This is a genomic window from Acidobacteriota bacterium (assembly GCA_016195325.1).
GTDB lineage: Bacteria > Acidobacteriota > Polarisedimenticolia > JACPZX01 > JACPZX01 > JACPZX01.
Map to the genome: position 1 here is coordinate 31,375 of JACPZX010000035.1, position 14,163 is coordinate 45,537.

Genomic DNA, 14,163 nt, shown 5'->3' on the forward strand with positions numbered 1-14,163 from the left:
CCCTATTCGATTCGCTTGATCCACGGTGCTCGCGAGGGGCGAGCGCGGCGGGCAGGCCGCGCGGGCTGCGCTTCGGGAGCGCTCGGCGCCCCGGGGGCGCCTGAAAACAGAGGCCATGAGAGATCACGCGCGACCTCTCCGCTCCGAAGTGTACCCATCACGACCGTCCCGGGGGGCGGGGCTCGCCCTGGCCGCTCTTTCGTTTCTGTTCGCATGGACCGTCGCCTCCGCCGCCACCATCTACGTGAGCACCGCCACCTGCCCTGCGATCGGCTCCGGCTCGGCGGCCAGCCCCTACTGCCGGATCCAGGACGCCATCTGCGTCGGGGTCGCCGGGGACTTCGTGAGCGTCGCGCCGGGGACGTACACCGAAGCGATCCGCATGAGGCCCGGAGTGAGCGTCGTCTCCCAGGCGGGCGCGGCGACGACGACGATCAACGCCGCGGGGAAGCCCTGCACCGACACAACCTTCTGCGCGAAGCGCCCCGGCACTCAGTGCTCCGTCGTCACCTTCGCGAGCGGCCACACCGCGACGACGGTTCTCGACGGCTTCACCATCACGGGCGGCGCGGGGCAGACGGTGACCGTTCCCTCCAATGTCATCGGCGGAGGGGGCGTCTACATCTTCAGCTCGCCGACGGTGCGGAACAACGTCATCCAGAACAACGTCATCCTCCAGGTCTCTCCGGCGCGGCCGGAATTCAGCGGCGCCGGCATCTACGTGTCGAAGGGCGCCCCGATCATCACGAACAACGTCATCACGGGGAACCGCGCCGTTCCTCCTGCGGGAACCTCGACCGGCGAGACGTACGGATATGGCGGCGGGATCTACTCCAGCTTCGTGTCGACGCCGACGATCACCGGCAACACCATCCAGGGGAACCACGCCGGCGACCCGAACCTGGCCTTCTCGATCGGCGCCGGGGGAGGCATCGCGGTCACCGCGGGGGACCCGAACGCCCCGGTGCAGGCGACGGTCATCGATCGCAATCTCATCGCCGACAACATCGCGGACACGAACGGGGGGGGCGTCAGCATCGTCAGTGTCCCGGCGTCGGTGCGCCAGACGATTCTCAGCAACAACGTCATCGTCGGCAACAGCACGTACCGCGGCGCCGGCGTCTACACCTACATCAACGACAACAAGGTCGTGAACAACACGATCGTCGGCAACACGGCGCAGCAGGGGGGCGGCGTCTTCTCAGGCCTCAGCGACGTGACCCTCCCGACCGTGATATCGAACGACGTCATCACCGGGAACCTGCTGATGTTCGCCGGAACGGGCGGAGGCATCTACAAGCTGGACTTCGGAACCACGCCGAGCACCAGCCTCGAGGCGAACGACGTCTTCGGCAATCAGAAGACCCAGGTGGGCGGGGATCTCGACGACCTCACCTTCTTCACGACGAACGGAAACATCAGCCTCAGTCCCTCCTACGTCAACGAGGGGGCGCGCGACTTCCACGTGAACCCGAACTCCCCCGTCATCGATCGCGCCCTCGCGTCGCGCGCCCCCGCGGTCGACAAGGACAACACCCTTCGCGGCTATGACGGCAACGGCGTCCCGAACTCGCCGCAGCCGGGGGACAACGACATCGGCGCCTACGAGTGGCGTCCCGCCTGCGTGCCGACCACCGAGATCTGCAACGGCCTCGACGACGACTGCAATGGCCAGATCGACGAGGGGAATCCCGGCGGGGGGCTCGCGTGCACGACGGGCGTTCCGGGCGTCTGCTCCGCGGGGACGACGAACTGCTCGGGCGGCGGCATCGTCTGCACCCAGAACATCCAGGCCTCGCCCGAGATCTGCGACGGCCTCGACAACAACTGCAACGGTGCGGCCGACGAGGGGAATCCCGGCGGCGGCGGGGCGTGCGCCACGGGCCTTCCCGGCGTCTGCTCCGCGGGAACGAGCTTCTGCCAGGCGGGGGCCCTCGCCTGCGTGCAGAGCTCCCAGGCGACGGCCGAGGTCTGCGACGGCCTCGACAACAACTGCAACGGCGCCGTCGACGAGGGATTCCCGGACACCGACGGCGACGGCCTGGCGAACTGCGTCGACCCCGACATCGACAACGACGGCGCCATGAACGCCTTCGACTGCGCGCCGGCCGACCCGAGCGCATGGGGATCGCCCGTCGAGGTCGCCAACGTGCGCGCCGCAGGCGGCGCGCCCACCACGATCAGCTACGACCTCCAGAACATCGGCCCCGGCACGCACTACGAGATCGTCTCCGGCCTCCTGAGCCGGACCGCGGCGACGCGCGGGTTCGAGGAGGATTTCTGCGTCGCCGCGGCGACCGCCGGAGGATCGTGGCAGGACGCGCGCCCCACCCCGCCGGTCAGGAACGGCTGGTACTACATGATCCGCGACGTCAACGTCTGCGGCACGAGCACCTACGGAACGCCGCTCCGCAACTCGCCTCGCTCGATCGGCGTGTGCGCAAACGGCATCCAGGACGTGGACGCCGACGGCTCGCCGTCGGACCTCGACTGCAACGACTCGAACCCGGCGATCTCGCCCCAGAGGCCCGAGATCTGCGACGGCCTCGACAACAACTGCAACGGCTCGGCCGACGAGGGGAACCCGGGTGGGGGCGTGGTGTGCGGCGTCTCCAACATCGGGGACTGCCGGCTGGGGACGACCGCGTGCACCGGCGGGTCGATCGCCTGCGGGGGAGCGGTTCTCCCGGCCACCGAGGCGTGCGACGGACACGACAACAACTGCAACGGAGCCGTCGACGAGGGATTCCCCGACACCGACGCCGACTCCATCGCGGACTGCGTCGATCCCGACATGGACAACGATGGCGTGCTCAACGCGTCGGACTGCGCCCCCCTCGACGTCACGGCCTTCGGCGTTCCGACCGAGATCGCCACCATCACGATGCAGCCGGGGTCGCCGCCGCAGCTCGTCTGGACGAACCAGTCGATCGGATCGGGGACCCGGTACCAGCTCGCGACCGGAGAGATCACGCCCACCGGACATGTGAACTTCCCGGCGGGGACGTGCCTGCCGAGCGTCACGTCCTCTCCCGCCCCGCTCATCCCCGTGCCGCCGCTGAAGTCGGCGTACTATTACATGGTCCGCCCCGTGAACGCGTGCGGCGCCGCCACGTACGGGTCGCCGGCGAAGGATGCCCACCCGGACTGCCCGTAGCGCCCCCCGGGATTTCCGAATCTTCCGGAAAACACAGGCCATCCCGCTGCGTACAGAATGGACCGGGAGGTGGCCGCATGATCGGGCAGGACATCCGTTACGCCTTCAGGCAGCTCGCCCGGAGCCCCGGGTTCACCGGCGCCGTGGTCCTGACAATCGCCCTCGGCATCGGGGCGAACACGGCGATCTTCACGGTCGTGAACGCGGTGATGCTGAAGCCGCTCCCGTTCGCGGCCCCCGATCGGCTCATGCAGGTCGCGGAGAGGAACGACAAGCTGCACCTTCCGGTCTTCGGCGCGTCGGTCCTCAACTACCTGTCGTGGAAAGAGCAGGCGACGAGCTTCGAGGGCCTCGCGGCGATTGGCTTCGCCACGCTCAACCTCAGCGGGAAGGGGGAGCCGGAGCAGTTCACCGGAGCGTCGATGAGCCCCTCGCTCCTCTCCGTGCTCGGGCTGAAGCCCGTGGCCGGCCGCGGCTTCCGCGAAGGGGAGGACAAGCCCGGCGCCGCCCCCGTCGTCATGATCAGCGAAGGTCTCCTCAAGCGGCGCTTCGGCGCCGATCCGGCGCTCGTTGGCGGCACTCTCACGCTCAACGGCGTCAGCCGGACGGTCGTCGGCATCGCCCCGGCGGCGCTGGCGGTCATGACGGGCGGCGACATGTGGATCCCTCTGACGATAGACCCGGCGAACGAGAGGCGCCTCAACCACGTCATCCGCGTCGTCGGCCGCCTCAAGGACGGCGTGTCGGTCGATCAGGCGCAGGCCGAGATGGACACCGTGGCGGCGCGCGTCGCCGCGCAGTTCCCCGAGATCACGGACTGGGGGATCCGCCTCGTCACCTTCTTCGACTGGTTCGTGAGCGCGCAGCTCCGGACGACACTCCTCGTGCTGCTCGGCGCCGTCGCGTGCGTGCTCCTCATCGCGTGCGCGAACGTCGCCAACCTCCTCCTCGCGCGCGCGGCCTCCCGGCAGAAGGAGATCGCCGTCCGGACGGCGATGGGGGCGAGCCGAAGCCGGCTCCTGCGCCAGTTTCTCGTGGAGAGCCTCGTCCTCTCCGGGCTCGGGGGGGGAGCCGGTCTGCTTCTCGCCGTCGGCGCCGTCTCCCTCATCAACGGGACCGTCGCGCCGAGCGTGCTGCCGATTCCCGAGGTGCGCGTCGACGCGACCGTCCTCCTCTTCGCCCTCGGCGCCACCGTTCTGACGGGCCTGCTCTTCGGCATCGTCCCGGCGTGGAGCCTCGCCACCTCCGACATCCACATGCTGCTCAAGCAGTCGGCCGCCGCCGCGACGGGGGGCGGCAGGGCGCGGGTGCGGAACGCCCTGGCGGGTGCGGAGCTCGCGCTCGCGACCGTTCTTCTCATCGGCGCCGGGCTCCTGGTGCAGTCCCTCGTCCAGCTCCGGCACGTCGCGCTCGGCTTCGAGCCCGACCATCTCCTGACGTTTCAGCTCTCGCTCCCCACCGCGCGCTACCCGGCCCAGGCGAACTCGACGGCCTTCTACCGCGACCTCGTGACCTCGCTCGAAGCGCTCCCCGGCGTGAAGGGGGCGGCCGTCTCGAGCGGCGTCCCCTTCGGCTCGGGCAACTACACGACGACCCCCGTCGTGCCCCTCGGCAAGACCGCGCTCCCACGGGAGACCGCCGTCCCCGTGGACTGGCGTCTCGTCAGCTCCGGCTTCTGGAAGACGATGCAGATCCCGCTCCTTCGCGGCCGCACCTTCACCGATGCCGACGGCCCCGACGGGCCGTTTGTGATGATCGTGAGCCGGGCCACGGCGGAGAAATTCTGGGGGAGCGAGGATCCGATCGGCAGGACGGTCCGGCGCGTCGGCGACAAGAAGGACTTCACCGTCGTGGGCGTCGTCGGCGATGTGCGCAACGTGGTGCTCAGCCAGGAGGCGCCGGCCATGTACTTCCCGGCGAGCTCGCGCGTGGCGGGGGTCATGGACGTCGTGGTGCGCACCGGGGGGCCCCCCGAGTCGGCTCTCGCGATCATCCGCGACAGGGTCCACCAGCTCGACACCGACCTCCCCGTGGCGACGGTGAGCTCGATGGATGAGCTGCTCGCGGCGAGCGCCGCCCAGCCGCGCCTCAACGCCGTCCTCCTCGCCCTCTTCGCCGGCGTGGCGGTGCTGGTCGCGGCGATCGGCATCTACGGCGTGCTCGCGTACTCCGTGACGCAGCGGACGCGCGAGATAGGCCTGCGCATGGCCCTCGGCGCACAGCCCCGGGGAGTCGTCCGCCTCATCGTCCGCGAGGGGATGTCCGTCGGCCTCACGGGGATCGGCGTCGGCCTCGTCGCCGCCCTCGGATTGAGCAGCCTCCTGACGAGCCTCGTCTTCGGCGTGCCGGTGCGCGATCCCGCCACCTTTGCGGCGGTGTCGGTCCTCCTCGCCGTCGTCGCGCTCGCGGCCTGCACGCTCCCCGCGCAGAGGGCCTCGCGCGTCGATCCGCTGGTCGCGCTCCGGGAGGAGTGATGCGAAAGACGGTCGCCGTCCTCGTCGCCCTCCTCGCGGCATCCCCCGGCTTCACGTGCACCACGGTCGTCATCCCCGCCGTCGACGGCGCCGTCGTCGCCTACAACTACGAGTTCCACCCCTCCGAGGGGCTCGTCCTCGTCAACAAGCGCGGGACGTCGAAACGGAGCCGGGTCGATGTCGGGGGCGCCGCGTGGACCTCGAAGTTCGCGAGCGTCACCTTCAACCAGTTCGGGCGCGACAACCCGACCACGGGGATGAACGAGGCGGGGCTGATGGTCTCCCTCATGTGGCTCGACGGGACGAAGTACCCGGCCGCCGACGCGCGACCGGCGGCGGCGATCCTCGAGTGGATCCAGGCCAACCTCGACACGCGCGGGTCCGTCGCCGAGGTCGTCCTCGGCCTCGAGGCGATCCGCCCCGTGGGGGACACGCCCATCCACTACTTCTTCGCCGACGCCTCAGGGGATGCGGCCGTCGTCGAGTTCCTGAAGGGGAGGGCCGTCGTCCATCGCGGGGATTCGCTTCCCGTGAAGGCGCTCGCCAACTCGACGTACGAGGCGTCGATCGACGCCTGGCGCGAGGCGCAGGGGAAGAGCTGGTACCGGGGACGAGACGGCTCGCTCGATCGGTTCGTCCGGGGGGCGAGGCGAGCGGCAGGTGAAGGGGACGCGGTCGCGCGCGGGTTCGCGGTCCTTTCCGACGTGGCCCAGCCCGGCTTCACGCGCTGGAGCGTCGTCTACGATCTGCGCGCGCGCGTCGTCCACTTCAAGTCGGATTTGAACCCCGAGATCCGCACCGTCTCGCTCGGCGCCTTCGACCTCTCGTGCGTGACGCCCGTGCAGATGCTCGACGTCACGGCTCGCGGAAGCGGCGACGTCCGCGCGCAGTTCCGCGATTACACGCGGGCCGCGAACCGCGCTCTGATCGAGGCCTCGTTCGCGAAGACGCCGTTCCTCAAGGAGACTCCCGTCTCGAGGGAAGACGCGCTCGCGGCGTTCCCCGACGAGGCGTCGACCTGCTCTCTCTCCCGATGACCCCGCGGTCGCGTCACCGCCGGGGCTGCCACCCGATGGAGAGGGCGAACCCCGCGCCCGAGGGAAAGGTCGCAGGCGGCGAGGTTCCGTTCGACGCCGTCCGCTGGACGTCGCGGGTCGAGAGGGCGCCGGAGAAGGCGAGCTCGAAGGCCCCCATCCTGAACCCGACACCTCCCGTGTAGACGAGAGGGCTCCCGCTTGCGGCGAGATTCCTGTATCCCCCCGCCCGGAGCTCGAGGAAGCGCAGCACGACGAACTCGGCGCCGACGCTGCCGTAGCGGAACTTGAGGCCGTTGACGACCTGAGAGTCGATCTCGTTCAGGTCGAGATCTCCCGCGACGGTGATCCAGCCTTTTGGCGACCAGGCGGCGCCGCCGCGGATCTGCCTTTCCAGCTTGAAGGAGCCCCCGCCCCCCGCGTAGTCGAACTCGGGCGCGTTGACGTTCGTCGCCGTCGCCCCGAGGCGCAGTCCCGCGGACGCCTTCCAGAGCACGCCGAGGTCCACGCCGATCCGGCTCGACACCTCCCGGTTGTCGCGATCGCGCAGGTCGTCGCCGAGGCTCTTCCCCTGCTGGAGGTCGTCCACGACGAACGACTTGCGAAACGTCTCTCCCCTCATGTCCTTGACGCTCACCCCGGCCGCGAGCCGGTCGCCGAGGATCTGTCGGGAATACGTGCCGGCGATCTGTTCGACGAGGAGGGCGCGCACGTCGACTCCCGATCCGTTGGTGAGGAGCGACGGGCCGTTGCCGGCCGTCTCGGTGACGATGCGCGTGAGGAGGCTGCGCGCTCGCGAGTCCCCCTGGAGCTTCCCGGCGCCGGCGTCGACGACGAGCTGCTCGGACTGCGCGGCGGTCAGCGAGCCGCCGGAGGCGGTCACGAGGCTCGCGGCGAATCCCTGGCAGAAGGCGTTGCCGCCGCAGTCGTCGGGAGTGGAGGGAATCGCCGCAGCGAACCCGCCGGTGCCGAGAGACAGCCCCGTCGTGAGATCGATGGTGGGGGAGATGCCGCCGTAGGCGAAGGCCGAGGCGGAGACTCCCCACGCGCCGAACCGGAGCGCCGGGCCGAGGCTCGCCCTCGCGCTGAGGCCCTGGCCCGGGTCACCGAGCGCCGGGACGCGGTAGAGAAAGGCGTCGAGGGCGGCGGCGCGCTGGGCGGGAGTGACGGTGCCGCTGTTGAGCGCCGTCTGGATGTTCGAGAGGCTGAGCTTGTCGAAATCGTTCCGGATCGCATCCCCGGTCGCGAGGACGTTCCCGTCGATGGCGACGTTCAGATCGAGGAGGGGGAACGTCAGATCCCACCTCGGCTCGAAGGCGAAGGCGGCGGGATTGCCGAAGGCGGCGGAGGCGTCCCGGGAGGAGGCGACGACCGATCCTCCCATCGCCTCGGCGCGCGTTCCGTAGACGAGGCGCTCCTGCGCCGCGGCCGGCATCACCGTCACGGCCAGCAGGAGAAGAGAGCCGAGCCACCGGGGGATTCTCACGACCGGGCCTCCTCACGAAGGCTTCCTGAACCGTCCGTCGGTCCGGAGCGGCAGCCATGATGCCACCGGTCGTGATCTTCCGCCTACCTCGCGATCGTGAACGAAGCGATCGGCGCCGCGTTGATCTCGTCGGCGGTCATGTGGAGCGCGATCACGCGCCAGTAGACCGTGTTCGTGGCCGCCCCGAGGTCGAGGATGTCGCGCCAGTCGTTGGCGCTCGGCTTGTACTGATCTCCTGGTGTGGTTCGCCTTCCGCTGTTGAGGACGGGGACGAAGGGGCAGCCCGTCGACGAGAACTCGACGCGGAGGCGCCCTCCCGGCGTCGCCTCGAAGGCGAACTCCAGATACCGCGATCCCTCCCCCCGGTCAAGCGCGCACCCGCCCCCGCGCGTGCCGCCGGGAATAAACCGACGACAGATCGACGTTTCAAGCCGCGGGGGCGAAGGGACACTCCGGAAGGCCCCGAAAACACTTCGAAGGCCGGCACGTAAGATAAGGTCCTGGAGGTCCCACTCGTGATCGCGCAGGACGTCCGTTACGGTTTCAGGCAGCTTTACCGGAGCCCGGGGTTCGCGGCGGCCGTCATCCTGACGCTCGCCCTCGGCATCGGCGCGAACACCGCGATCTTCAGCGTCGTCGAGGCGGTTCTGCTCCGCCCCCTCCCGTACCGCGACGCGTCGCGTCTCGTGAAGATCGTCGCCGGCAGCCCGGGGGTGGGGCTGAAGGATGTCGCCACGTCCCCCGTGGAGCTTCAGGACCTCCGGGCACTGACCGGCGTCTTCGACGACGTCAGCGTCGTCTGGCCCGTGAGCGTCAACCTGACGGGGGCGAAAGAGCCGGCTCGGCTCGAGCTTCTCGGCGTGAGCCCGAACTACTTCTCGATGCTGGGAGCCGCTCCGCAGATCGGGAGGCTCTTCGGCTCCCAGGACGTGGCCGAGGGGTTCGCCGAGGCGGTGGTGATAAGCGACGGCCTGTGGCGCCGATCGTACGGCGCCGATCCTTTCGTGCTCGGGCGGCGCGTGAGGCTCGACAACGACATCTACACGATCGTCGGCGTCCTCCCCCGAGGGTTCCGGCATCCGGGAAAGACCGTCGCCGGCGACGTGGACGTCTGGGCGGCGGCGGGGTTCACCGCGAACCCCTTCCCGAAGCCGGCGAGGAACGCGCGCTTCCTTCCCGGCCTCATCGGAAGGCTCAGCCCGTCGACGGACCTCGACGCCGCGCAGGCCCGGCTCGCCGCGCTCTCGGCCCGGCTCCGCCAGGATTTCCCGAACGACTATCCGGCGCAGGGGAGGTTCACCGTCGAAGTCCAGCCCCTCCAGGAATCGCTCGTGGGAGACATCCGGCCCATGCTCCTCGTGCTGATGGGAGCGGTCACCCTGATCATCCTCGTGGCGTCGGTGAACATCGCCAACCTCCTTCTCGCGCGCGCGTCGGGAAGGGAGCGCGAGATCGCCGTGAGGCTGGCGCTCGGCGCGACCCCGGGGCGAATCGTCTCCCAGCTCGTCACCGAAGCCATGCTCCTCTCGCTCGTCGCGGGCGCCGTCGGGCTCTCGGCGGCCGGCGCGGGGATGGCTCTCGTCGTGAGGCTCCTGCCGCCTCAGGTGGCCCGCCTCGCCGACGCCTCCGTCGACGTGCAGGTCGTCGCCTTCGCCCTCGGCATCTCGCTCCTCACCGGCGCGGCCTTCGGCCTCGCCCCGGCGCTCCAGGCGTCGCGCGGCGATCTCGTCCGCGGGATCCGCGAGGGGTCGTGGGGATCCGGCCACGGGGCCCGCACGAACCGGCTGCGCGCCGCGCTCATCGTCACCGAGCTGGCGCTCGCCGTCGTGCTGATGGTGGGGGCGGGTCTCCTCGTCCGCACCTTCTGGTCGCTCGCGCGCGAGTACCCCGGGTTCAATCCCGCGGGGGTCGTCACCGCCGGCGTGTGGCTCCCGGTCCCGAACGACCCGAACGCGGACCTCTACGCCGCGCCCGAGGCCAGAAACCATTTCGTCCGCGAGAGCCTGAGGCGGGTGAGCGCCCTCCCCGGCATCGAGCAGGCGGCGATCACCTCGGCGCTTCCCGCCACCGGCCAGACCTTCAGCGTCGCGCTGGCCGTCGAGAAGCGCCCCGTCGAGTCGTCGGCAGACCTGAGGGCGGAGCTGATCGCCGTGAGCCCCGAGTATCTCAACGTCATGCGAACGGCCCTCGTGCGAGGGCGCTTCTTCACCGAGGCCGACGACGCGAACAAGCCGGCGGTCGCCCTCATCGACGAGAGCTCCGCGCGGCGGTTCTGGGACACCGCGGATCCGGTCGGCGAGAGGGTGCGGTTCGGCCAGAACCCCAACGCGCCGTGGATCACCGTGGTCGGCGTCGTCGGCGACGTGAAGCACGACGGCCTCGAGACCGGGGGGGTGCCGCACCTGTACCGGCCCGTCTACCAGGTGGGGGTCCGCGCCGTGAACTTCGTGCTTCGTACCGCGCTCCCCGCGGCGGCCCTCGAGCCGCTCATCCGCCGCGAAGTCCAGAGCGTCGATCCGACGCTTCCCATCTTCAAGGTCCAGACGATGGACGATGTCATGAGCGGCTCCCTCGCGCCGCGGCGCCTCTCCGCCCAGATGATCGGCGCCTTCGCGGCGCTGTCGCTCCTCCTCGCCTCCATCGGCATCTACGGCCTCCTCGCGTACATGGTCGGCCAGAGATCCCGCGAGATCGGCGTGAGGATGGCGCTCGGCGCCCGCCCGGTCGACATTCTCACGCTGATCCTGAGGAGCGGAGCGCTCCTCGCTGGGACGGGCGTCGCCCTGGGGCTCGTCTTCTCGGCGATCGCCGCCCCGGCGCTCGCGAGCCAGCTCTACGGCGTGCGCCCGATCGACCCCGCGGTCTTTCTCGTGGTCCCCCTCGTTCTCTTCGGGGTGGCGATCGCGGCCAGCTTCATCCCCGCACGCCGCGCCTCGCGGGTCGACCCCATCATCGTCCTGCACGAGGGGTGAAGACGGGACCGCGGTGCCATAGACTGTCCCGATGTTCCACTTCAACTACGAGGACGCGCCGAAGGGGCTGAAGCCCACCCGCGGCGACTTCGCGCGGATCGCGCGCTACCTCCTCCCCGCGTGGCGACCGTCGGCCCTCATCCTCGGGATCATCCTCGTGTCGTCTCTCCTCGGGCTGATCCCGCCGCTCCTGATCCGCGACATCATCGATCGCGCCATCCCGCAGAAGGACGGCGCCCTCCTCAACTGGCTCATCGCCGCGATGATCGGCGTGCCGCTCGCGAGCGGCCTCCTCGGCGTGTGGATGAACTACCTCGTGACGGTGATGAGCCAGGAGGTGATGTTCGGGCTCCGGGGGGACATGTACGGGAGGCTCCTGAGGCAGAGCCTGAGGTTCTTCACCAACCACAAGTCGGGGGAGATCCTCTCGCGCATCCAGAACGACGTCGGCGGCGTGCAGGGGGTGGTCGGCGGGACGCTGGTGGCGCTCGTGTCGAACGGCGTCACCGTGGTCACGACCCTCGTCGTCATCTTCCGGATCGACTGGCGCCTCTCGCTGATCGCGGTGGGGGTGCTGCCGCTCTTCATCCTGCCGACGCGGCGGGTCGGCCAGATCCGGAGCCGCCTCGCGAAGCAGACGGCCGAGCGCCTCGCGGAGCTGACCGCCTATCTTCAAGAAACGCTCTCGGTGAGCGGCTACCTCCTCTCACGCCTCTTCGGCGCCCAGAGCTACGAGAAGAAGCGCTTCCTCGACAAGGCGGCGTCGGTGCGCGATCTCCAGATCCAGCAGGGGATGGCGGGCCGGTGGTTCCTGATGTGGCTGATCATGTTCGGGAGCATCGGGCCGGCGCTCATCTTCCTGTTCGGCGGCCACGGCGTCATCGCGGGGCGCATCACGATCGGGACGATCGTCGCCTTCACGTCGTACCTCGGGCGGCTCTACGGCCCCGCCTCCGCCCTGGTCAACGTGCACGTGGACGTGATGAGCGCGGTCGCCCTCTTCCGGAGGATCTTCGAGTACCTCGACCTCCCCGTCGAGATCGCGGAGCCGGCGAATCCAATCCGCCTCTCGAGCCCGCGAGGGGAGATGCGCTTCGAGAGCGTCTCGATGGGGTACGACGGGACGCGCCTCACGCTCGAGGACGTCTCCTTCGAGGCGCTCCCCGGGCAGATGGTGGCGCTGGTCGGGCCGAGCGGCGCCGGGAAGACGACGCTCACGTACCTCGCGACGCGCCTCTACGATCCCTCGAAGGGACGCGTCACCTTCGACGGCGTCGATCTCAAGGACATGGCGATCGAGGATCTCGCCGGCCTCACGGCCAAGGTGACGCAGGAGACGACCCTCTTCCACGCGACCGTCGAGGAGAACCTCAGGTACGCGAAGCCCGCGGCGACGAAGGAGGATCTCGAGGCGGCCTGCCGCCTCGCGCAGATCCAGGACGTGATCGAGAAGCTCCCCGACGGGCTCAAGACCGTCGTCGGCGAGCGCGGGTACAAGCTCTCGGGAGGGGAGAAGCAGCGCCTCGCCCTCGCCCGAGTCGTGCTCCGGAACCCGAAGCTCCTCATCCTCGACGAGGCGACGTCGTCCCTCGACTCGCACTCCGAGGCCCTGATCCAGAAGGCCCTCGAGCCGCTCCTCACGGGGCGCACCAGCCTCGTCATCGCGCACCGCCTCAGCACGATATTGAAGGCCGATCTCATCCTCGTGATGGACGGCGGCCGCATCGTGGAGCGCGGCACGCACGCCTCCCTTCTCGCGCGCGGCGGCCTCTACGCGAAGCTCTACGAGCAGCAGTTCGCGGGGGCCGAGTCGGGGCAGTGGATCGGGGCGTAGGAGTGCGGGGGGACTAAGGGCGCCACGCCGGGATCTCGAGGACGAACCGCGCGTCCTCGCCGGCCGACGAGGCGCACGTCACGTCTCCACCGTGCAGGCGGGCGATGTGGCGCGCAAGGGCCAGACCCAGGCCGTGCCCGGCGTGGGCGGCGCGCTCCGGCGCGCTCCGGAAGAATCGCTCGAAGAGGCGCTCCCTCTCGCCGTCGCCGATTCGCACCCCCGGGCTCGTCACCGACAGGCGCGCCGTCGACGCCGAGATCCCCAGCGCGACGCCCACCGTGGATCCGGCGGGCGTGAACTTGCGGGCGTTGTCGACCAGGTTCTCGATGGCGATGCCGAGAAGGCTCTCGTCCCCGCGGACGAGCGCTTCGTCGGGGAAACTGCCGGAGGCGCCGTCGCCGAGGACCCGCGCCGTCACCTCGCGGGCGAGGTCGGCGAGGTTCACCGCCTCGCCGCGGGGGAGCCCGGACTCGCTCTCCCGCGCCATCACGAGGAGCGAGTCGACGAGGCGGACCATGCGGTCGATCTCCCGAATCTGCTGTTCGAGAGCCGAGAGCCCCTTGCCGGTGGCCTCCCGCGCCGCCTCCTCTGCGTAGAGGCGCATGTTCGTGAGCGGCGTCCTCAGCTCGTGGGAGGCGTTGGCCGCGAACTCGATCTCCCGTGCCAGGGTCCGGGACAACCTCTCGAGCAGTCGGTGGAAGGCCTCGTCGAGATCGGCAACCTCCGCCGGCTCCTCCGCGCGGACGCGCGCCCGACCCTCGGTCCTCTCGGAGCTCTGAGGTTCGAGGTCCCGGAGGCTCTTCACCCTTCGGGTGAAGTCGACCAGCGGTCTCGTGGCGCGACGGCCGACCAGCCCGCCGATGCCGGCGGCGAGAAGAAGGGAGACGGGGAGGGAGAGAAGGAGCGACCAGGCGAAGACGCGGACCACCTGACTCTCGGCGGCGTCCGTCGCCCCGGCGAGGAGGACCGTCCCGTCGGGAAAGGCGTGGGCCTCGAGGAGCGCGCGCCCGCGGCGGAAGACTCCCGGAGCGGCCGTCGCGGGACCGAGAGGATCTCCCTCGGGGCGCTGGTAGATCATCTTCCCGCGGCTCCAGACCTCGATCTGGCAGCCGGCGATCGCGCTGTCCTTCAGGGCTTCCTGAGCCGCCTGGTCGAACGGCGTTCCTTCCTCCTTCGCCTCGGCCTCCACCGGCGCCACGAGGGCCG

At 70.1% G+C, this 14,163-nt stretch carries 7 protein-coding genes; 5 read left to right on the top strand and 2 right to left on the bottom strand.

Going from position 1 to position 14,163, the window contains the following annotated elements; genetic code table 11:
* Positions 1-115 precede the first annotated feature (115 nt).
* The 3 genes from HY049_08260 to HY049_08270 all read left to right on the top strand — a co-directional run bounded on the left by HY049_08260 (position 116) and on the right by HY049_08270 (position 6,668).
* A complete protein-coding gene (locus HY049_08260) occupies positions 116-3,157 on the top strand; it encodes a hypothetical protein (GenBank protein MBI3448890.1) in 3,042 nt (1,013 codons plus the stop codon).
* Positions 3,158-3,234: 77 nt separating this feature from the next.
* Positions 3,235-5,631, top strand: a complete 2,397-nt coding sequence (locus tag HY049_08265) for an ABC transporter permease (protein ID MBI3448891.1) — start codon at positions 3,235-3,237, stop codon at positions 5,629-5,631.
* Positions 5,631-6,668: a linear amide C-N hydrolase gene (locus HY049_08270; protein ID MBI3448892.1), complete on the top strand. Its 1,038-nt coding sequence runs from the start codon at positions 5,631-5,633 to the stop codon at positions 6,666-6,668. Before HY049_08265 ends, HY049_08270 begins: the two co-directional genes overlap by 1 nt.
* A 13-nt stretch (positions 6,669-6,681) precedes the next feature.
* On the opposite strand, the gene traF is transcribed toward HY049_08270, so the two are convergent.
* Positions 6,682-8,151, bottom strand: a complete 1,470-nt coding sequence (traF, locus tag HY049_08275; GenBank protein ID MBI3448893.1) for a conjugal transfer protein TraF — start codon at positions 8,149-8,151, stop codon at positions 6,682-6,684.
* A 515-nt stretch (positions 8,152-8,666) separates the two neighbouring features.
* On the opposite strand from traF, the gene HY049_08280 reads away from it, so the two are divergent.
* Together HY049_08280 and HY049_08285 are read left to right on the top strand one after the other, a co-directional pair.
* Positions 8,667-11,123: an ABC transporter permease gene (locus HY049_08280; protein MBI3448894.1), complete on the top strand. Its 2,457-nt coding sequence runs from the start codon at positions 8,667-8,669 to the stop codon at positions 11,121-11,123.
* Between the two features lie 31 nt (positions 11,124-11,154).
* Entirely contained in the window at positions 11,155-12,957 is a 1,803-nt protein-coding gene (locus tag HY049_08285; GenBank protein ID MBI3448895.1) for an ABC transporter ATP-binding protein, read from the top strand.
* A gap of 13 nt (positions 12,958-12,970) precedes the next feature.
* Here HY049_08285 and HY049_08290 read toward each other — a convergent pair.
* Positions 12,971-14,163, bottom strand: a 1,193-nt coding sequence (locus HY049_08290; protein MBI3448896.1) for a HAMP domain-containing histidine kinase, incomplete at its 5' end; no start/stop codon positions are given.